This is a genomic window from Comamonadaceae bacterium OTU4NAUVB1, from assembly GCA_024372625.1.
Taxonomy (GTDB): domain Bacteria; phylum Pseudomonadota; class Gammaproteobacteria; order Burkholderiales; family Burkholderiaceae_C; genus Variovorax.
This window is the reverse complement of record CP099603.1, coordinates 197,711-218,916: the sequence shown is the minus strand read 5'-3', so window position 1 is coordinate 218,916 and position 21,206 is coordinate 197,711. Positions and strand designations below refer to the sequence as shown.

16 protein-coding genes and 1 pseudogene are annotated in these 21,206 nt (G+C 69.4%); 6 read left to right on the top strand and 11 right to left on the bottom strand.

Annotated features, from left to right (window positions below; translation table 11 throughout):
• Positions 1-18 precede the first annotated feature (18 nt).
• From NF681_00985 to NF681_00965, 5 genes are all read right to left on the bottom strand, one after another.
• Positions 19-1,539 (bottom strand): ABC transporter substrate-binding protein, encoded by a 1,521-nt coding sequence (locus NF681_00985; protein UST52581.1) that lies wholly within the window; start codon positions 1,537-1,539, stop codon positions 19-21.
• A complete protein-coding gene (locus NF681_00980) occupies positions 1,536-2,615 on the bottom strand; it encodes a dipeptide ABC transporter ATP-binding protein (protein UST52580.1) in 1,080 nt (359 codons plus the stop codon). Before NF681_00980 ends, NF681_00985 begins: the two co-directional genes overlap by 4 nt.
• Complete coding sequence (locus NF681_00975) at positions 2,612-3,622, bottom strand: ABC transporter ATP-binding protein (GenBank protein UST52579.1); 1,011 nt, start codon at positions 3,620-3,622, stop codon at positions 2,612-2,614. Before NF681_00975 ends, NF681_00980 begins: the two co-directional genes overlap by 4 nt.
• Positions 3,619-4,842, bottom strand: a complete 1,224-nt coding sequence (locus NF681_00970; GenBank protein UST52578.1) for a DUF1028 domain-containing protein — start codon at positions 4,840-4,842, stop codon at positions 3,619-3,621. Before NF681_00970 ends, NF681_00975 begins: the two co-directional genes overlap by 4 nt.
• 65 nt (positions 4,843-4,907) lie before the next feature.
• A complete protein-coding gene (locus NF681_00965; protein ID UST52577.1) occupies positions 4,908-6,011 on the bottom strand; it encodes a DUF1615 domain-containing protein in 1,104 nt (367 codons plus the stop codon).
• A gap of 476 nt (positions 6,012-6,487) precedes the next feature.
• Here NF681_00965 and NF681_00960 point away from each other — a divergent pair, with 476 nt between their 5' ends.
• The 6 genes from NF681_00960 to NF681_00935 all read left to right on the top strand — a co-directional run bounded on the left by NF681_00960 (position 6,488) and on the right by NF681_00935 (position 12,381).
• A complete protein-coding gene (locus tag NF681_00960) occupies positions 6,488-7,594 on the top strand; it encodes an ABC transporter substrate-binding protein (GenBank protein UST52576.1) in 1,107 nt (368 codons plus the stop codon).
• A 64-nt stretch (positions 7,595-7,658) separates the two neighbouring features.
• Positions 7,659-8,705 (top strand): adenosine deaminase, encoded by a 1,047-nt coding sequence (locus tag NF681_00955; protein ID UST52575.1) that lies wholly within the window; start codon positions 7,659-7,661, stop codon positions 8,703-8,705.
• Entirely contained in the window at positions 8,702-9,610 is a 909-nt protein-coding gene (locus tag NF681_00950) for a LysR family transcriptional regulator (GenBank protein UST52574.1), read from the top strand. The genes NF681_00955 and NF681_00950 overlap by 4 nt, the downstream gene beginning before the upstream one ends.
• Positions 9,607-10,410: an ABC transporter ATP-binding protein gene (locus NF681_00945; protein UST52573.1), complete on the top strand. Its 804-nt coding sequence runs from the start codon at positions 9,607-9,609 to the stop codon at positions 10,408-10,410. Before NF681_00950 ends, NF681_00945 begins: the two co-directional genes overlap by 4 nt.
• Positions 10,410-11,312, top strand: a complete 903-nt coding sequence (locus tag NF681_00940; protein ID UST52572.1) for an ABC transporter permease — start codon at positions 10,410-10,412, stop codon at positions 11,310-11,312. Before NF681_00945 ends, NF681_00940 begins: the two co-directional genes overlap by 1 nt.
• Positions 11,313-11,364: 52 nt before the next feature.
• Entirely contained in the window at positions 11,365-12,381 is a 1,017-nt protein-coding gene (locus tag NF681_00935; protein ID UST52571.1) for an isopenicillin N synthase family oxygenase, read from the top strand.
• Between the two features lie 172 nt (positions 12,382-12,553).
• On the opposite strand, the gene NF681_00930 is transcribed toward NF681_00935, so the two are convergent.
• The 6 genes and pseudogenes from NF681_00930 to NF681_00905 form a co-directional block, all read right to left on the bottom strand.
• On the bottom strand, positions 12,554-14,314 hold the full coding sequence (locus tag NF681_00930; GenBank protein ID UST52570.1) for an ABC transporter ATP-binding protein/permease: 1,761 nt from the start codon (positions 14,312-14,314) through the stop codon (positions 12,554-12,556).
• A 195-nt stretch (positions 14,315-14,509) separates the two neighbouring features.
• Complete coding sequence (locus NF681_00925) at positions 14,510-15,238, bottom strand: haloacid dehalogenase type II (GenBank protein ID UST52569.1); 729 nt, start codon at positions 15,236-15,238, stop codon at positions 14,510-14,512.
• A gap of 250 nt (positions 15,239-15,488) precedes the next feature.
• Positions 15,489-15,731, bottom strand: a pseudogene (locus NF681_00920) (LysR family transcriptional regulator).
• A gap of 8 nt (positions 15,732-15,739) precedes the next feature.
• A complete protein-coding gene (locus NF681_00915; protein ID UST52568.1) occupies positions 15,740-16,609 on the bottom strand; it encodes a hypothetical protein in 870 nt (289 codons plus the stop codon).
• A gap of 13 nt (positions 16,610-16,622) precedes the next feature.
• On the bottom strand, positions 16,623-18,110 hold the full coding sequence (locus tag NF681_00910) for a SulP family inorganic anion transporter (protein UST52567.1): 1,488 nt from the start codon (positions 18,108-18,110) through the stop codon (positions 16,623-16,625).
• A gap of 718 nt (positions 18,111-18,828) precedes the next feature.
• Positions 18,829-20,886, bottom strand: a complete 2,058-nt coding sequence (locus tag NF681_00905; protein UST52566.1) for an ATP-binding protein — start codon at positions 20,884-20,886, stop codon at positions 18,829-18,831.
• Between the last annotated feature and the right edge of the window lie 320 nt (positions 20,887-21,206).

Here is a 21,206-nt window from a genome sequence, read left to right as displayed (position 1 = left end):
TCGATCGGGTGACCGCGTTCACTTCGCCATCTGCAGGCCGCCGACGCGCAGCAGGCCGTCGGGAATGTCGCGCACGCCCGTGAGCTTGGGGTTGTAGGCCCAGAGCCAGTTGCGGTGGTAGAGGTAGACGATCGAGCGGTCCTTCAGGGCACGCGCGGCCAGCTGCTCGTAGACCTTGCGGCGCTCGGCCGGCTCGCGCAGCGCGCGCGACTCGTTGAGCAGCCGGTCCGTGTCGGCATCGCAGTAGCCCGTGTAGTTCAGCGGCTGCTTGCAGCCGTAGAAGCTGAAGGTGTTGCCGTCCGGATCGGCCCGGCCGCTCCACGCGAGCACCAGCGCCTCGAAGTCGCCCTGGTCGGCCATGTTCAGCGACGTCGCGAACTCGGTCGACTGGATCTTGACGTCGAAGCCGGCCTCGCGCGCCATCGCCTGCACCACCAGCGCGATGCGCTGCGCGTCCGAGGTGGTGGGCGTGACCAGCGTGAAGCTGGGGTTGGGCACGCCCGCTTCCTTGAGCAGTGCCTTGGCGCGCGCGACGTCGCGCTTGGGCATCGGCACGCCCTTGGCGTAGAAGGCGTTGGAGGGCGCGACCCACTGGTTGCCGGCCGTGGCTTCGTTGTCCATCACCACCTGCACCAGGCCCTGGCGATCGAGCGACAGCTCGAAGGCCTCGCGGATGCGCGGGTCGCGCGCCAGCACGCTGGTCCTGGCCTTGTCGCCCTTGGCCAGGTTGATCGTGACGCCCTGGTAGCCGATCTCGGTGATGCGCGAGACCTTGAGCTTCTTCTCCGACAGGATCTTCTGCATGTCGCTCGGCGCCACGCGCTCGATGAAGTCGAGCTGGCCGGCGCGCAGGTTGGCCAGCCGCACGGTGGCATCGGGGATCGGCGTGTAGACCACCTTGTCGAAGTGGATCGCGTCCTTGTTCCAGTAGCCGGCGAAGCGCTCCAGCACGATGCGGTCCTGCGCCACGCGCTCGGTGAACCGGAACGGACCGGCGCACACCGGCTTCGTGCCGAAGCGGTCGCCCGCGGCCTGGGCCGCCTTGGGCGAGACCATCATGCCGGCGCGGTCGGCGAGTTGCGCGAGCAGCGGCGAGAACGGGGCCGACAGGTTCAGGCGCACGGTCGAGGGATCGACCACGTCGACGCTGCTCACCGGCGCCAGCTCGCCCCGGCGCGCCGAGCCCGGCAGGTTCTTGTGGCGTTCGATGTTGAACTTGACCGCGGCCGCGTCGAACTTCTCGCCGTCGTGGAAGGTCACGCCCTGGCGCAGCTTCATCGTCAGGGCCTTGTTGTCGGCCGACCATTCGTAGGCGGTCGCCAGCTGCGGCACGATGGCCAGCTTGTCGTCGATGTCCACCAGCTTGTCGCACAGCGCGCCGAAGACGACGCGGCCGACGAAGCTGCGGGCGAGCGACGGGTCGAGCACGTCGGGGTCCTCGGCCAGGCCGATGCGCAGGGTCTGGGCCTGGGCCTGCAGCGCGAGCGGCAGCAAGGCCAGCAGCAGCGCCGTCTTGAGGGAACGGATCGGGAATTTCATGGGGAAGTCTTCACGGCGAGGGGTGGAACGACGAAGGCCGACTGCAGCCGTTCGAGGCGCAGTTGGTCGGAAGTGCGGGCGGCACGCTCGGGCAGCACCGCCGACGGAGGAATCTCGCGCCAGAAATGGCACGCGACCTGCGTGCCGCCGGCGTCCTCCAGCAGCGGCGCGCGCTGCGAGCAGAGCGCGCGCGCATGCACGCAACGGGTGTGGAAATGGCAGCCCGGCGGCGGGTTCAGCGGGCTCGGCACGTCGCCGGCCAGCAGCACGCGATCGCGCCGCAGGCCCGGCTCCGGCAGCGGGATGGCCGACAGCAGCGCCTGCGTGTAGGGATGGCGCGGTGCGGCGAACAGCGAGCGCTTCTCGCCGATCTCCACGATGCGGCCCAGGTACATCACCGCGATGCGGCTGGCGATGTGCTTGACCACCGCCAGATCGTGCGCGATGAACATGTAGGCCAGGCCGTAGCGGCGCTGCAGGTCCTGCAGCAGGTTGACCACCTGGGCCTGCACCGACACGTCGAGCGCCGACACCGCCTCGTCGCAGACGATGAGCTTCGGCTCGACCGCGAGGGCCCGCGCGATGCCCACCCGCTGGCGCTGGCCGCCCGAGAACTCGTGCGGGAATCGCTGCGCATGCTCCGGCGCCAGGCCCACGGTGTGCAGCAGTTCGGCGACGCGCTCGCGGTGGCGGCCGGTGTGCAGGCCGTGCAGCATCAGCGGTTCGGTCAGCGTCTGGCCGACCGTCATGCGCGGATTGAGCGAGGCGTAGGGGTCCTGGAAGATGATCTGCATCGCCTTGCGGCGGGCCCGCAGCGCGCTCGCGTCGAGGGCGCCCAGGGGCTCGCCATCCAGCCGCACGCTGCCCGCCGTCGGCTCGATCAGCCGCAGCACCAGCCGGCCCAGCGTGGACTTGCCGCAGCCGGATTCACCCACCACGCCCAGCGTCTCGCCGCTCGCGATGCGCAGATCGACGCCGTCGACCGCGCGCACCGAGTTGGCCACGCGCCCCAGCAGCCCCCGACGGATGGGAAAGTGCTTGACCAGCCCTTCGACCTGGAGCAGCGGCGCGGTCATGCGCGGCTTTCCATGGCGGCCGCCATCAGCACCACCGGATCCAGCGGTGCCTTCCGGCAGGCCGAACGATGCCGGAGGCCGACCTCGCGCAGGGCCGGCACGGCCGCGCGGCATTGCGCATCGGCGAACGGGCAGCGGTCGGCGAAGCTGCAGCCGGACGGGCGCCGGAGCGGACTCGGCACCTGGCCCTCGATCGACGCCAGGCGGTCGCGCTCGCCGTCGAGCCGGGGGATTGAGCCCAGCAGGCCGATGGTGTAGGGATGCTGGGGCGTGTCGAACAGCGCGTGCACCGGAGCTTGCTCGACGATGCGGCCCGCATACATCACCACCACCTCGTCGGCCACCTCCGCGACGACGCCCAGGTCGTGCGTGATCAGGATGATGGCGGTGCCGGTCTCCTGCTGCAGCTCGCGCATGAGCGACAGGATCTGCGCTTGGATGGTCACGTCCAGCGCGGTGGTCGGCTCGTCGGCGATCAGCAGGCGCGGCTCGCAGGCCAGCGCCATCGCGATCATCGCCCGCTGCCGCATGCCGCCCGACAGCTTGTGCGGGTGCTCGTGGAAGCGCTGCTCGGCCGCCGGGATGCGCACCTTGCGCAGCATCGCGATGGCGCGTTCCCGGGCCTCGGCGCGCGTGATCCTGCGGTGCCGCATCAGGCCTTCGACGATCTGCTCGCCGATGGTGAACACCGGATTGAGCGAGGACATCGGCTCCTGGAAGATCATGGCCATGCCGTTGCCGCGCAGGTCCTGCATCTCGCGCTCGGGCGCGCCGACGAGTTCGCGGCCCTCGAAGCGGATCGAGCCACCGTGGATGCGACCCGGGGGGCTGGGCACCAGGCCCATGATCGACAGCGAGGTCACGCTCTTGCCGCATCCCGACTCGCCCACGATGGCCAGCGTGTGCCCGGCCGACACCGAGAAGCCGATGCCGTCCACGGCGGGGAATTCGCCGTCGTCGGTCATGAAATGGGTGCGCAGGTCGCGCACTTCGAGCAGCGCGGTCATGGGGCGGGTCCTGCCGCGCGGGCGTGGAAGCGCGCGATGCGCGCCTCGATCTCGCCGCGGTCGGTCAGACCGACGGCATCGTAGCGACCGGCCAGGCAGGCCATGAAGGGTTGGTAGCGCTCGAGGCTCTTGCGATGCAGACGGGCCACTTCGACCAGCGGCGCTTCGTGGTCGTCCACGCGCAGGTCGAGCTGGGGATGGTCCTCGTCGGCGTGGATGCGCAGCGCGGCGGCCTGCTTCCCGCGCCGGTCGCCCCCCGCGGCCTCGCCGGCCGCCATGGCGGCGAGCAGGCGTTCGGCCAGCGGCAGGCCCGCGGCGTCGCGGTAGGCCCGGGCGGTCGCGGCGACGACCTGCGGGCCGGCCAGCATGTTGCCGGCGACGCTGAAGTCGGCCTCGACATGGTGGCCGCACCAGTCCACGCAGTCCGCGCCGGTCCAGGCGACAGGCCGGCCGGTCGCCGGCAGCACGTGGAGTTGACGTTGCGCACGGCCGGCGTCGGCCTGGGTCAGGAGACGGACCGTCTCGTCGGCCGAACGCCCGGCGCCGAGGTGGTCGAGACCGGCCGGCCCGTACAGGGGATTCATCAGCGCCTGCGTGGCCAACGCACCCGTGCCGCGACGCGTGTGCACGCACAGCGCCCCCACGGCGAAAAAGCGGCTGGCGATCGCGACGCCGAGATGTCCCTGGTCGTCACGCGCCAGGATGGACCAGGTCATCGGATCGGACGGACCGTGGCGGCCGGCCCCCCACGAACCGCGGGCGCCGTGGCGTGACCGGAGAAGGAAGCGTCGATGAAGAACAACATATCCCAGCTTGGATGCAAGACCCATGCCACGACCGGGCCAGTGGCGCGGGGCACCACGGCATTGCCGGACCCGCCGCGTCGAGGCCTCGTCGTGGCGGCGAGCAGCGCCTCGCTTCTGCAGGAAACAGCCCACGATGCCGCCGAGGATGAGGGTCAGCACCGCGAAAACGCTGCGCTCGTCGTCGCTCGACAGGTTGGTGAAAACCTGTGCATGGCCGCAGCCCAGCAAGGCCACCGCCACCGCCACCAGACAGAACCGGAACAGCACCCATTCCTCGTGCGGGCGCAGCCGCCGGTCGTCGGCGTGCGCTTCGGGCTCCACGCCGAGCGTCGTGTGGTGTCCGGCGATGTGGATTCGCGGCGCGGCCGTCGGCGGCGGCGTGGCAGCCGCCGACGGCCGTTCGAGGTCGCTCACGGACCCACGAATTCCCGCTGCAGCTGCAAGGTGGTGCGATCGGCCGACCCGACGGCCAGGCCGACTCAGCCCGCCCTGCCCCGGCAGCGCTGGTAACGCTCGTCGACGCGGCGAGCGAACCACTCCGTCGTCAGCTTGCGGGTGATCTTCGGACTCTGCAGGCGGATGCGCGGCAGCACCGCGCGCGGCACCGGCCGCCGTGCCTGTGCGTCGGCCAGCTCGAAGACGCGCGTCCACAGCCGCGTCCGTTCGAGCGATGGCTGGCCGGCCTGCTCGAGCGAGCGCCGGATGTCGCCGTCGCTCAGACCCAGGCGCGGACCGATCGCGCGCACCGCGGCCTCGGTGCCGCCCACCTTGGCGGCGTCGCCGCCGGGCGCGACGAGGTCGCCGTCGAGGTCGAGCGCGACACCGGCGAGCGCACTCACCGCGCTCTGGAATGCCGCGTTGCGGCTGGCGTACTGACCGGCGTTGAAGTCGGCGAATCGATAGATCGGCTGGTCGTACGGCGCCGCATACCCCAGCAGGTGCGCCGTCCCGAAGTACAGGCCGCCACGGCGCGAGAACACCTCGTCGCGGACCGAGCCGGTCATTCGATAGGGATAGTCGAGCTCCTTCACGTGCCGCTGGGCGAACTCGACACTCACCTGCATCGGCCCGCCGGTGCGCACCGGGTTGTAGCCCGCCAGAAGGCGCCGACCCAGCGGAACCTGATCGATGAAGTCCTCGAACAGTTCGCTCAGTTCCTTCTCGCTGCGCGCGGCGTCGATCCGCTCGCTCCAGGTGCGGCTGTCCGGCGAGCGCAACTGCAGGGCGGTCCGCACCAGCACCTGCGGCAGCCCGGCACGCTCGGCACGGCGATCGATCTCCTCGCGCGCGATCCTGCCGAGTCCGGGCACCGTCGGGTCGGCGCGATAGTTCGACTCCTGCTCGGTGACGGCGAGCACCGCGCAGACGTTGTCCACGCTCGGTTCGATGCGCAGGGCGTCGAATGCCGCGTAGAGGTCGATCGCCCAGCCGGGACGGTCGACCGCGTTCTGTGGCAGCAGCTTCACGATGCGTGCGCGGACGTCCTCCGGACGCGCGGGCGCCGACGAGGGCGTGGTGCCGCAGCCCGCGAGGAAGAGACCCAGCGGGGCGAGCAACAGGATCAGGGCGCGTGGCGATCGCATGACGCGCAGGGTAGCGCAAGGCGGGACGTCGACCTTCCTGGCCGTCCGGCGGACCAGCCGCCCGACGGCCGCCGTGCTGACCCCGTGTGTCGGCGTCGCGCCGCAGCGCATGGCCTCCGGGCCTGACATCGACTGGATCGGGTCGGTGCGGCCGATGCCGGTTCGATCAAGTCCGCCGTGGCACGGCGCGGCCTCGGCGGCCGTCCGCAGTCGGCGACGCCGCAAGACGCCTGGGTCGTTGAGATCCTGCCGTCCGGTGCCGAAGCCGACGCAAAACGACCCGAGACGACACGATGCCAAGCCCACATCGCCACAGACGCCCATCGGGCACAGGTGTTGCTATCACCCGCCCCGCTTGTCTCCAATGTTCCAAAAACATGCACATAGACCGCTGAAACGGGTGTTTTAGAAATCATTCGATCGCTGCTAATTTCAGCCTTCCGCTTCCCTCCCAACCCACGGATGACCTCCCCAAAATGCCAACACCGCTTCAATCCGGGTTTCGTGCGCTCGCCTTCTTCTTCCTGACTGCCATCGCCGCATTCGACGCGGCCGCACAGGCACCGGCGAAGCCACTCAAACCGGTGACCATCGCCGTGGGCACGCAGGTGCTCAACGTCACCTACCCATGGCTGACGCTGCCGGTCGTCCTGGGCTACTGGCGCAGCGAGGGCTACGACGTCAAGGTCATCACGGTCGGTGGTTCGCTGCAGGGCATCCAGCAGATGGTGGGCGGCGCGGTCGATTTCGCGCAACTCAACTCGACCGGTCTGATCCAGGCCAACACCGAGAACAACGTCGCCGTGCGCGGCCTCATGGGCACAGGCGTGATCGACTGGGGCGTCGGCGTGATGCAGGAGGGTCCCATCCGGTCGGTCGCCGACCTCAAGGGCAAGAAGATCGGCATCTTCAGCCTGGGCACCGGGGGCGTGCCGCTGCTCAAGGGCTACCTGCGCTCGAACGGCATCAATCCCGACACCGACGTGCAAATCATCGCGACCGGCGCCGGCGCACCGGCTCTCGAGGCGCTCAAGAGCGATCGCGTGCAGGCGCTGATGTTCTGGGGTTCGGCGCTGGCGGGTTTCGAGAACGCGGGCGCCAAGCTGCGAGTGATCTTCGACCCGGCGTGGCGCGCAATGCCCGACTTCACTTTCGGAACCCTGCAGAAGACCATCGACGCCGACCCGGCGATGGTCGAGGCGATCTCCCGGGGCGCCGCCAAGGCCACCCTGTTCGCGCAGACCAACCCGATGTGCGCCCTCCGGCTGCACTGGAAGCACTACCCCGGCAGCAAGCCGACCGGTGCCGATGAAGCCACCCTGCTCAGCTGGGACAGGCGCCTGCTCGACGCGCAGCTGCAAGCCATGAAAGGTGCCTTCGACCTGCACGGCGGCAAGCTGATCGGCGCCATGGACCCGGCCGCCTACGGCCGCATGCAGGACTTCATGCTCAAGGACGGCACCATCAAGCGCACCGTGGCGCCCGCGTCCCTGCTGATCGACAAGCCCGGTTTCGTCGAGGCGATCAACCGCTTCGACCATCAGGCGGTCATCGATGCGGCCAAGGCCTGCGCGGGGGCATGAGCGGCATGTCGAACGCCTGCAGCCACCCGACGCACACGACCTCGCGGAACCCGGACCTCCTGCCATGACACCCGGCGAATTCATCGCGGGCCTGCCCAAGGCCGAGCTGCACATGCACATCGAGGGCTCCATCGAGCCGGCGATGTTCCTCGCGCTGGCGAAGCGCAACGGCGTGGCGATCGCCTGGAAGACCGAGGCCGAGCTGCGCGAGGCCTACCACTTCCGCGACCTGCAGTCCTTCCTGGACCTGTATTACGACGGCTGCCGGGTGCTGGTGAAGGCAGCCGACTTCCAGGACGTGACGCGTGCGTACCTGGCGCGCGCGCACGCCGACCGCGTGCTGCACGCCGAGCTCTTCCTCGGTCCGCAAGGCCACACGTCGCGCGGCGTGGCGCTGGGCGCGGTGCTCGAAGGCACCTTCGCCGCGATGGAGGCGGCCCGGCGCGATGACGGCATCACCAGCGGGCTCATCCTGCTGGCGCAGCGCCACCGCAGCGAGGAGGAAGCCCTGGCCCTGCTCGACGCGGCCCAGCCCTGGGCCGACCGGCTGCTCGGCTTCGGCCTGGGCGGCGCGGAGGTCGGCAATCCGCCCTCGAAGTTCGTCGAGTTCTTCCGGCGCTGCCGCGAACGTGGCTTCAAGGTGGTCGCGCACGCTGGCGAGGAAGGTCCGGCCGCCTACGTGCGCGAGGCGATCGAACTGCTCGACGTGCAGCGCATCGACCATGGCAATGCGTGCCTCGACGATCCGGCCCTGGTGGCGATGCTGGCGCGGCGGCGGCTTCCGCTCACCGTGTGCCCGCTGTCGAACCTCAAGCTCCGGGTCGTGGCCTCGATGGACCGCCATCCGTTGAAGCAGCTGCTGGACGCCGGGCTGTGCGTGACCGTCAACTCCGACGACCCGTCGTTCTTCGGAGGCTACGTCAACGACAACTACATCGCCTGCCAGGCCGCCCTGGGCCTGAGCCGGCAGGACCTGGTGACCCTGGCGCGCAACAGCTTCGTCGCGGCGTTCATGCCGCCCGCCCAGCGCGAGGCGGCGCTGGCCGCCGTCGCGGCCCATGACCGCGATGCGCCGCCCTGGACCGACGGTGCCTCGCCGACGATCCGATGATCAGCGCCGTCTCGCTGCGGTATTTCGCGGAAGTCGTCCGCGCCGGCTCGATCCGCGCGGCGGCCGAGCGCCTGTTCGTGGCCGCCTCCGCCATCAGCCGGCAGATCACCCTGCTCGAGGACGAGCTCGGCGCGCCCCTGCTGGAGCGTGGCCCGGGACGCACGGTGCTGCGGCTCACGGCGGCGGGCGAGCTGATGATGCGGCACGCGCGGCACGTCGACCATGAACTCGACCGCGTGCGCTCCGAGATCGAGGCGCTCAAGGGACTGCGCAAGGGCAAGGTCCGCCTCGGCATCGTCGAGACCTTCGTGCGCGAGGTCGTCCCCGGCATCCTGCACCGCTTCAATGACCGCTACCCGGGCGTGACCTACCAGGTGGAGGTGGCCCCGACCACGAAACTGCTCGAGAAGGTCGGCCGCGACGAACTCGACGTTGCCGTGACGTTCAACGCGCCCCCTTCACCGCGCGTGAAGCACGTCTACGAACGCACGCTGGAGACCTGCGTGATGGTCGCCAAGCACCACCCGCTGGCGCAACTGGCGACCGTCAAGCTGAGCGACTGCGCCGCCTACGGTCTGGCGATGCCCGACGAGACCATCAGCGCCAAGCGCGACCAGGACGAGATGTTCGCGAAGGCGCGCATCGAACCGCGTCAGGTGCTGGTCACCAACTCCTACGAAATGATGCGCTCCGTGGCCGAGACCGGCATGGCGATCACGCTGGTCAACGCCCGCCCGGGCGACAGCGCGGACATGCCGGGATTTCGCTACGTGCCCATCATGGACTCGCGCGTGAAGCACCAGCGCATGACCATCTGCACCTGCGAGGGGCGCACGCCCAGCCCGATCGCGGCCGTGTTCATCGAGACCCTCAAGAAAGCGTTCAAGGAACTGGAGCACGCATGAACATGCCATTGACCTCCCGGCAGGCGGAGGCGCCAGCCTTCGGCTTCGCCGGACTGCAGAAAGAGTTCCGATCCAAGGACGGCGCCACCGTGGTCGCCTTGCACGACGTCGGCTTCGAGGTGCGCAGGGGCGAGTTCGTGACCGTGGTCGGCCCCAGCGGCTGCGGCAAGAGCACCCTGCTGCGCATCCTCGCGGGGCTGGAGGGCGCGAGCGGCGGCGTGGCGGCCCTGGACGGGAGGGCCGTGAGAGGGCCGAGCCGCGATGTCGGCGTGGTGTTCCAGGCACCGGTGCTTCTGCCCTGGCGCACGGTGCTGCAGAACGTCCTGGTGCCGGCGCAGATCCAGGGCCGCGACCTCGCGCTGGCCACCGAGCGCGCCATGCATTACCTCGCGCTGGTCGGCCTCGAGAAGTTCGCCACCAAGTACCCGGGCGAACTGTCGGGCGGCATGCAGCAGCGCGTGGGCATCGCACGCGCCTTCGTCAACGACCCGATGGTGCTGTTGATGGACGAACCGTTCGGGGCCCTGGACGCCATGACGCGCGAGACCATGAACCTCGAACTGCACAAGCTCAAGGCGCGCACCGGCGCCACCATCATGCTGGTGACGCACAGCATTCCCGAGGCGGTCTTCCTGGGCGACCGCGTGGTCGTGATGTCGCCCCGTCCGGGTCGGGTGACGCAAATCGTCGACGTCGACCTGCCGCATCCACGCTCGCTCGACATGATCAACACGGACCGCTTCGGCACCTATGTGTCGGGCATCCGCGCCAACCTGAATGCCGCCGGAGGACTCGATTGATGAACAGCCGCGCCCTGCCCCTGGCGTCGTCCCTCGACGCCCCGAACGCCCGCCTCGACGAAGCGATGTCACCGGCGCCGCCACCGGGAACCACGATCCGCGCGGCACCGGAACCGACCGGCCTCACACCGATGCGCCGGCGCTGCCTGATGCTCGGGTTCTTCGTGCTCGTCGTGGCCGTCTGGCATTTCGCCGTCGTGCTGCTGACGGTCTCGCCGCTCATCTTTCCCGGTCCGTCCGCGGTGGCACGCGCGCTGGTCGAACTCGTGCAGTCGGGCGAGATCGTCGGGCACGTGGGCGTGACGCTCTACGAGATTCTGGCGGGCTTCGCCGCCGGGGCCGTCTTCGGGCTGGTGCTGGGTGCGCTGATCGGCCAGAGCGCCTTGCTCGAAGCGGTGCTCTATCCGTACGTGGTGGCTTTCCAGACCGTTCCCAAGGTGGCCGTCGCGCCCCTCTTCGTGCTCTGGTTCGGCTTCGACACGACGTCCAAGGTGGTGATCACCGCCACCATCGTCTTCTTCCCGGTGTTGGCCAACACCATCGTCGGGTTGCGTTCGGCGCCACGCGACCAGATCGAGCTGATGAAGGCCTTCACCGCGTCGCCGTGGCATGTGTTCACGATGGTGCGGCTGCCCCAGGCCCTGCCGTACGTCTTCGCCGGACTCGACATCGGCATCGTGCTGGCGGTGATCGGCGCCATCGTCGGCGAATTCGTCGGCGCGCAAGCCGGTCTCGGCTACCTCATCCTTCAGCGCAACTTCTCCATGGACGCCGCCGGGATGTTCGCCATCCTGGTCGTGCTCTCGCTCATCGGGCTGGTGCTGCACGGCCTCATGAAGTTCATCGCGCGCCGCGTCATCTTCTGGACGGACGCCTTCACCGACCTGTCGCGAGGCGCCTGAGCCGAACCGCGCCACCGTCCCATCTCGCCCCCTCATCCTCCAGGAGTTCCCCATGCCCTCGATCGATTCCACACTCGACCCGCAAGTCGCCGTTCCCCGCCGTGCCTCCGCCGTCGAGATGCCCATCCTCGATCTGGGCGACTGGCTCGCCGGCGGGTCGATCAACCCGCTGGTCGCGCAGTTCGAGGCGGCCTGCACGAACACCGGGTTTCTCTATGTCCGCAACCATGGCGTTCCGCGCGCGGCGGTGGATGCCGTGTTCGATGCGACGCGCCGCTACTTCAGCCTGTCGATGGACGAGCGCCTGAAGGACAGGATCGACGAGCGATTTCGACGCGGCTTCATGCCCTACGGCGTGACGCAGCATCCCGGTCACAAGCCCGACCTGAAAGAAAGCTACGAACTGGGTGTCGACCTGCCCGTGACGGACCCCGACGTGCAGGCCGGCCTGCCGCTGCACGGCCCCAACCGCTGGCCCGCGGACAAGCCCTGGCTGAAGGAAGCCGCCGAAGCCTATTTCGATCACACGGTGACCCTGGGCAAGCACCTGCTGCGCATCTTCGCGACCGCCCTGGCGCAGCCGGAGGACTTCTTCCTGCAGTGGTGCCGCAAGCCGATGGTGCAGTCGCGGCTCTTCCACTATCCGCCCCAGTCGAGCCCCACCGCGCTCGAACTCGGTGCGGCGGCCCATACCGACTACGGCATGCTGACGATCCTCGCGCAGGACCCGATCGGCGGGCTCGAACTGCGCACGCGCAGCGGCGAATGGGTCGGCGCCCCCTACATCGAGGACACGCTGGTCATCAACCTGGGCGACATGGTCAAGGTGTGGACCAACGACCGCTATGTCTCCAACCCGCACCGCGTGGCCAACCGGACTGGCAAGGAGCGGTTCTCGATCCCGACGTTCTTCAACCTCGACTACGCCACGCCGGTCGCCTGCCTGCCGCAGTTCCAGTCGGCCGACAACCCACCCCGCCACGCGCCGGTGAAATCAGGCGACTATCTGGTCAAGCGTTTCTCCGAGGTGCAGAAGTACAAGACCCCGGCCGAGCTGCAGGCAGCCTGAGCCACGCCGCGCCCGCCGCGGGCAGGTCCGCCACGGTGGGCAGGGTACGACCCGGACGGTCGGGCCGTGGCAAGCCTCGCACGGTCACCACCCGTCGAGGGAAGGCGGTCCGCCGACGCTGCCGTTCCGATGCGACCACCAGTGACGAGAACGGCGCCGGGTGACCGGCGCCTCAACCCGCGCGCCGCGCCAGCACCTCGTCGCGCGGTCCGGCGTCGACCACGCGACCGGCTTCCATCACGACGATGGTGTCGAAGCGCTGGAGCAGGCTCGGCCGGTGCACGGACGCGACGATGCAGGCCGATCGGAAAGCGGCGTCCATGCGGTCGAAGACGCGCGCCTCCGCCTGCGGGTCGAGCGCGCTGGTCGGCTCGTCGAGCAGCAGCAGCGAGCTGCCCCCGGCCGCCAGAGCGCCGCGCGCCAGCGCGAGCCGCTGCCGCTGGCCGCCCGACAGGTTGCCGCCGCGCTCGTTGAGCGCACTGGCCAGGCCCTCGGGCAGGCGCTCGAGCACTTCGTCGAAGACGCCCGCGTGCACGGCGCGGCGCAGCGCCGCTTCGTCGGCCGGCTCGCCGAAGGTGAGGTTCTCCCGCACGCTGGCCTCGAAGACTTCGGCCTCCTGCGGGATGAGGGTGGCGAGGGTGCGCAGTTCGGCCCAGTCGATCGTGGCGCCGTCGCGCCGCAGTTCGCCCTGCTGCGGGCGGTACAGACCGGCGAGGGTGCGCAGCAGCGTGCTCTTGCCGCCGCCGCTGGGACCGATGAGCGCCACGCGCGCGCCGCGCCGCAGGACCAGCTCGACCTCCCGCAGGCCGCCGCGCGCGTCGTCGCCATAGCGCCAGCTGGCGCCGTGCAGCGACAGCGTCCGCCACGGCGCATCGGGCGCCACGGCGGGCACGGCGGCGTCCGGGTCGCCCGGCGCGGCCCAGATCGGCTCGGCGCTGCCGTAGTCGGTGTGCATCCGCGCGAAGCCCTGGAAGTTCGACGCCATCGCGCCGACCACCGACGCGGCCTGCTGGGCGTACTGGTAGATCATGAACACGGTGCCCAGCATGACCGTCGCGCCGGCCGCCCCCGGCTGACGGGTCTGCAGCACGTAGACCACCACCAGCGTCCAGGTCAGGCCCATGCCCAGCAGGTCGACGGCGAACCACTTGCCCTCGCCGACCAGCACCGCGCGGCGCAGCGGCGCGATGACCGCGTCCATGCGCCGGCCCAGCAGCCGCCGCGAGGCGGCCTGCAGCCGCAGCCCGATCACCGTGCCGGCATTGCCGACGAAGTCCAGCAGCGCGGCGGCGTAACGGCGCTCGGCATCGTTCTCGGCGCGGGCGAGCCGCATCAGGGCGCGGTCGAAGCGCAGGAGGATGACGGCGATGATCACGTAGCCCGACACCGCGATGGCGCCGCTGGTGCGCGAGAGCAGCGCCAGCGCGACGATCGGACCGACGAAGCCGAAGGCGCTCTGCAGGTAGCCGAACTGGCTCTGCGCGAACTCCGACAACGCCCGGCTGGCCTGCGTCACGCGGTGCTGCAGCTCGCCGGAGTGGCGCCCGTCGCGCCAGGCCAGCGGCGCCGCGGCGATGCGCGCGTAGAGCAGGTCGGCCAGCCGTTCGCGCACCCGCACCGCCACGTTGCGCTCCAGCACCCGGCCCGGGCCGTGCAGCAGCCAGGACAGCAGGTAGATGCCGATCAGGCCGGCGATCCAGCGCCCCGCCTGGGCGATGTCGCCCTGCTGCAGCGCGTTGATGGCCTGGGCGGCCAGCCAGGGCATCGTCAGCCGCATCAGCTGCGCCGCCGACAGCAGCCCGGCCGCGCCGACCAGTTGCGTGCGCACCCCCAGCGCGTGGCGCCAGAGCGCCTGGTAGAGATCGCGCGCCGCCCCGCCCAGTCCGATCGCGGGCGGGCGCGGCGCCGCGGAAGCCGTTGTCGATGCCGTCATTCGCGTGTTCCTGCCAACGCTCGATGGAAAGGTCGGATCATGCAAGAAGTCGCGCTGGCGACCGGGTGGCGCGCACGTCGTCGATCCGCACGGATCGGGCATCGCATCGCGTGGCGCGCGGGCCGGCGGCGGGATCGGCCAGGCCGCGCCGACGTCGAAGCTCGCCAGGACGCCGGCTCGGAAGCCATGCCCGGATCAACGGACCGGCCGGGCCTCGGACGACGCGTCGAGCGCCTCGGCCAGCGCGCCCAGGTCGGGCACGTCGACGTCCGGCGCGGGTGCCAGCGGAAACTTCTGTTGCCCCTCGCGGGCGACGAAAGCCGTCCGCAGTCCGGCCCATTTCGCGCCCGCCACGTCCCATCCGTGGGCGGCGACCAGCATGCAGTCGCCGGGCTCGCGCGCCATCTCCCGGGCCGCCCAGCGATACACGTCGGCATGCGGCTTGAACCGGCCCACGGACTCCACGCTGAGTTGTCGCTCGAAGAAAGGCGCGAGTCCCGAATGCTGCATCTGCGCCGCGAGCCCCGCCTGCGACGAGTTGGTCAGGCACGCCAGCCGCAGGCCGCCCGCCTTCATCCGCTGCAGGGCGGGAGCCACATCGGGATGGGGCGGGAGCCGGGTCATGCCCGACAGGACGTCCCTGGCGTCCGCCTCGCTCACGGTCAGATCGCTGTTGCGCGCGAGCATCCGCAGCACGCCGGCCCCGATGTCGGAAAACGGTGCGTACTGGCCGGCGACCGTCATCGCGAGCGCGTGCTGCAGCGTCATGGCGAACCAGAGCTCGGCCTGGCCGGGGTCGACGAGGATGTCGCCGATGCGGGTCTTCAGCGGCGCGAGGTCGAGCAGCGTCTCGTTGACGTCGAAGAACAGAACTTGCGGTCTGCCGCCGGGCTGCGTTTGGGGTTGCGGTTGCGGTTGCGGCATGACGCCCTCCGGATCGATTGGAACCGTGCATGCTGCCATCGACCCGGGTGAGTGGTCACGTCGGACATCGGCCAGCCCGCGGGCGCGACGACGTCGCCTCTGCTCCCGCTTGGACGCGTCGCCGACGTGGATCGACGGGTGTTCAGGGCCAGGTCTTGCGCGCGAGTTCCGGCATGGGCGATGCGGCGACGTTCCCGGCGTCGGCGTCGCCCGGGCCGCGCTCCGCGCCCCCGGAGGTCATCACCCACGCGACGGCCGCCTCCACCTGCAGCAGCGCGGGGGCGAGCCGCTCCAGCAACAGCGCTCCCTCGCGGGTCGGAAAAACGCTGCGCGTCGTGCGCTCCAGCAGCGTGATCCCCAATTCGGCCTCCAGACGCCGGACCGCCCGGCTCACGGCCGTGGCGCTGCGGGCGCTGGCTTTCGAGATCTCGCGGAACGAGCCTGCGTCCGCGACCGCCGCGAACACCCTCAGATCGTCAAGGCTGATGGTCATCGGGCAACTCAATGGCAAGGCAGCACGAGCACGGGCATCGCGCCCGGGACGAGGGATGGGCCGGTCGCCCGGCCGCTCAACAGCTGCTGCCAGCACCCGTCGTTGTCGTTGCCCATGATCAGCAGGGCCGGCACGTGCCAGGCCGGACGGCCCGATGTGGCGGGCCTGGACCCGTGCGCGCCAGGGCGTGTCTGGATGTCGAAACCCGCGCAGGCCAGCAGATCGACGGCTTCCTGCAGGCGCCGACCCGACTTCGCGTCCGATGTCGGTGCCGTGGCGATGAACACCGGCAACCGCGTGAGCGCGGGCGTCGCCAGCAACACGTCGATCAGGGACTTGTGGGAGAACGCCCGGCCGTCGATCGCCAGCACGAGGCACCGTGGTTCCTGGAAAGGCGAGTCCGGCACCAGCAGCGCGGGGGTCTTCATCGAACACAGGGCATTTCTCAGGTGCTCGGTCCGGCGACGGCCGTGCGCGTCCGCATGCGGGAAGCACGACCCGATCACCAGGAGCCTCGCGTCGTCCCGGATGTCGCACGCGTGGTGTTCCAGCTCGCGGTGCGAGAACCGGGCGATCACATCGTCCAGGCCCGACGCCAGCGCGCGGTAGCGGGCGTTCTTCAGGACGAGGCAGCCCGCCTGCCGCCCTGACAGGACCTGCCGCTCGTCGCGTTCGACCAGCGTGCGAAGCAGCGCTTCCTGAGCCGCCAACCCGACCACGCCGCTCAGGTCGACGACGCTCGTGCGGGGATGCCGCTCACGGTCGCGCACGTGCAGGAATTCCAGCGGTGCCTGCAGGTGCCGAGCGCACCAGACCGCGGCATCGACGACGGGAAACGGGGGTTCCCGATCGTCCAGGCAGGCGTAGATCTTGTTCATTTTTTTCTTCTCCTCAATGCAGGGGTCGATGGATCGCATGCGGCTCGTCGTGGACGGCAAAGCGTTCGACCAGGGTCGAACCCGTTTCGCTCATGCCGCTCAGGCCGCTCACGTCGACGGCGCATCCCTCGCGTCTGAACGTCGTCACCACCTTGTCGAGCGCGTCGATGGCCGTGAGGTCCCAGAAATGGGCGCGGCTCAGATCGATGCGAACCCGTTCGACCCCTGCCTTGAAATCGAAGGCGGCGGCGAAGCGGTGCGACGAGGCGAAGAAGACCTGGCCGACCACGTCGTAGGTCGCGGTGCGGCCCTCGTCGCGCGTGCCATGCTCGATGCGCAGCACGCGCCCCACCTTGTGGGCAAAGAAGATGCCCGAGAGCAGCACGCCCACGAGGACGCCCTGGGCTAGGTCGTGCGTGAGGACCGTGACCAGCACGGTGGCAACCATGACGACCGACGAGCTCGGCGGATGGGTGCGCAGTGCCGCGATGGAATCCCAGCGGAAGGTGCCGATGCTCACCATCAGCATGACCGCGACCAGGGCGGCCATGGGAATGCGCTCGACCCAGGGCCCCAGGAAGACGATCAGGATGAGCAGGACCACGCCCGCCGTCAGCGTGGACAGGCGCCCTCGCCCGCCGGATTTCACGTTGACGACGGATTGGCCGATCATGGCGCAGCCAGCCATGCCGCCGATGAAGCCGGCCGCCATGTTGGCCACGCCCTGGCCCACGCACTCGCGGGTCTTGTCGCTGTCGGTGTCGGTGAGGTCGTCGACGATGGACGCCGTCATCATCGATTCCAGCAGGCCGACCACGGCCAGGGTGACCGCGTAGGGAAGGACGATGCGCAGCGTGTCCAGACCCAGCGGCACGTCGGGCAACAGGAACGCGGGCAGGCTGGCGGGCAGCCGGCCCATGTCCCCCACGGTGCGGACGTCCAGCCCGAGCACCATGGCCACTCCCGTCAGCACCACGATGCAGACCAGCGGCGAAGGCACCGCCCTGGTGAGCCGGGGCAGTCCATAGATGATGGCCAGACCGGCCGCCGTCATGGCGTAGACCGGCCAGCCGACGTTCGTCAGTTCAGGAAGCTGGGCCAGGAAGATCAGGATCGCCAGCGCATTGACGAAGCCCGTGACGACCGAGCGCGAGACGAAGCGCATGAGCCGGCCGAGTCCGAGCAGGCCGGCCGCGATCTGCAGCATGCCCGTCAGCACGGTGGCCGCGAGCAGGTACTGCAGCCCGTGCTCCTTCACCAGCGTGACCATCACCAGGGCCATGGCGCCGGTCGCCGCGGAGATCATGCCCGGTCGACCCCCCGCGAAGGCGATGACGACCGCGATGCCGAAGGAGGCATAGAGACCGACCTGGGGGTCCACGCCGGCGATGAGGGAGAAGGCGATGGCTTCGGGGATCAGGGCCAGGGCCACCACGATGCCGGCGAGCAGGTCGCCGCGCACGTTGGACAGCCAGTCGCGACGGAGGGAAGAGAGGGACATGAGGAATGCACCGACCGCGGTCGGGCCGGATCGGTGAGGCACGGGGGCTTGGAACCATCGCGGTGCCCGGCTGCCGGGGCAGACGGAACGGTGGAGGGCGGGAGACTGGGTCACGGTCAGTCGCTTGAATCGAATCAAGGAAGTCGCCGGTCGAAGATCGCGTGCGACGCCGAAACGCGCACGATGGACGAGACCATGGCTTCGGGGGGCCGAAGACGGACTCGAACGGGATTGGCTGCGGCAGCCCGGGCGCGTGCGCCGGCGCTCCGCGCCACGCGTGCCCCCGAAACGAGCAGGCGTGGCTCGAGGACCTACCCGACGGGACGTCGGGTCACCTCACCAGGCAGATGGGACGAAATGCGCCCGACGAGCGTCGGGGCGTTCGAGACGATGGGACCGCTGCGAAGGCGGTCCGCGCCTCATGGGGGAGTGACGGAGTGGAAAAACCCGCGTGGCAAGTTCTTGCCCCGGCGACCCGCCGGTGCAGAACCCAAGTTGGAGCCACACGTTTTCATGACAGCATGTTACTTCAACGAGTACCAAAGTAGCCACTTTTTCATCAACTTGGCGATTGACTTCGGCTCGGGCGCCCTGTCGAGCGCCATGGAGACCTCCACCGCATTCGATGTCGCGAGCGGTTGGACGGCTCGATGGTGGAATCACCGCAGCGTCGTCGACCGCGCATGACGGCGCACGGCGGCGCGTCGAACCGCATCGCTCAGGACGAGCGCGTTCTCGCCAGACGCTGTCTGTCGAACACTTCGCGCATCTTGAGTGCCAGCGCTTCCTGGGTGTAGGGCTTGCTGATCAACGCCACGCCCGCGTCCAGGCGCCCCCCGTGGACGATCGCGTTCTGGGTGTAGCCGGAGGTGAACAGGACCGCGATGTGCGGCTGTTTCTCGCGTGCCTTCCGGGCCAGTTCGGGGGTGCGCAGGGTGCCCGGCATCACCACGTCGGTGAACAGCATGTCGACATGCACGCCGCTCTCGATCACGGTCAGAGCGCCCTCCGCATCCCGGGCCTTCAGCACGTTGTAGCCCAGCTCGGTCAACAGCTCCACCACCGTGCCGCGGACGGCATCGTCGTCCTCGGCCACCAGGATGGTCTCCGCGCCGCCCAGGATCAGGCCGGGCACGGCGAGATCGGCGCGTTCTTCCTCGGCCAGGACCCGTGGCAGGTAGATCCTGACCGTGGTGCCGTGGCCCACTTCGCTGTAGAGCTTCACGTGACCCCCGGACTGCTTGACGAAGCCATAGACCATGGACAGACCCAGGCCGCTGCCCTTGCCTTCGGTCTTGGTGGTGAAGAAGGGCTCGAACACCTTCTGCATCAGCTCGGCCGACATGCCGCTGCCGGTGTCAGTCACCGCCAGCATCACGAACTGGCCCGCCGTGACGTCCGCGTGCAGGCGGGCATAGGCGTCGTCCAGATGGGCGTTCGCGACCTCGATGGTCAGCCGGCCCACGCCTTCCATGGCGTCACGCGCGTTGATCGCGAGATTCAGGATCGCGTTTTCGATCTGGGCCGTGTCGACGAAGCAATTCCACAGGCCCGCCGACAGCACGGCCTCGATCTCGATGCCTTCGCCGATGGTGCGGTGGAGCATGTCCTCGATGCCGGGAATCAGCCGGGCCACGTTGACGACCTTGGGTTCGAGCGGTTGCCGGCGCGCGAACGCCAGCAACTGACTGGCGAGCTTGGCGCCACGCTGGACGCCCGCCAACGCGTTGACGATGTAGCGCTCGGCGCGTGCGTCCGTCGCCAGCGTCTTGGAGAGCAGCTGCAGGTTGCCGGAGATGACATGCAGCAGGTTGTTGAAGTCGTGCGCGACACCGCCCGTGAGCTGTCCGACGCTCTCCATCTTCTGCGCTTGGTGCAAGGCCGTCTCGGACCGCCTCAGTGCGTCGGCCGCCTCCCGCTCGGCACTCACGTCGCGGCCGACCAGCAGCAGTTTGCCGTCCGGCACCGTCGTCCACACCAGCGTGCGGTGGGTCCCGTCCTCGCAACGGCAGCGGTTCTCGAAGGTGAATGCGGGACCCGCCTCGGGCAGGCTCGCCAGCAGTTCGCGGGTCGATGGGCGGTCGTCGGGGTGGACGAAATCCAGGAACGACCGACCGATGGCCTGTGCCTCGTTCCAGCCCAGGATGTGCGTCCAGGCGGGATTGACCGAGTCGATGAGCACGTCCCGCGCGCACACGACCATCGCATCGGTCGAGCGCTGCCACATCCGGTCGCGATCGACCGTCCGCTCGGAAACCTCGTGCTCCAGCGAAGCGGCCAGAGCGCTCAGACGCTTCAACGCGTCGACCTTGCCGGTGGTCTCCACCACGGTGTCGAGCATGCCCATTACCGTCCCGTGGACGTCGCGCACCGGGCTGTAGCAGAAGGTGAAGTAAGCCTGCTCGTCGAAGCCATGCCGGTTGACCACCAGCGGAAAGTCCTCGATGAACGTGGCGTGGCCCGCGAAAGCCCGCGCGACGATGGGCTGGATCGATGACCAGACCTCGGACCAGACGTCGGCAATGGAGCGGCCCAACGCCTCGGGCTTGTCGCCCAGGATCAGGCGGAACCCGTCGTTGTAGATCGTCACCAGGCCCGGTCCCCAGACCAGGCACTGGGGAAACATCGACGACAGCATCGTCTCGACCGCCTGGCGCAGTTCGCCCGGCCAGACCGCCAGCGGCCCGAGGGACGTCGCCGCCCAGTCGAAATCGCGCACCCGCTGGCCCATCGCCCCCTCAGACCGGGGAAACGAGTCGATCCCCGCGACGGGCACCGTCTCACTCTTCGCGGCTGCGGGACCTGCATGCAAGGGAGGCTTCATGCACGCATTTTCCTATGCCGGGCAACGTGTCCGACATCGACACGCACGCCCTTCGCATCGCGCCACCCTGGATTTCGGCCGTCGCGTGCAACCGCCAAAGCAGCCCGGCACCGAGCACGAAGCGGTCCGAATCCCCACGTGTTCGTTCGGGCCGACACATGAATAATTTTTGTGACAATCATGAACAAATGTAAATAAGATCACACATTCTGTTTCATTCCGCCGACGTCGCGACGTCGATCGGCCTGCGAACAGACCCGCCAGATCCGGAA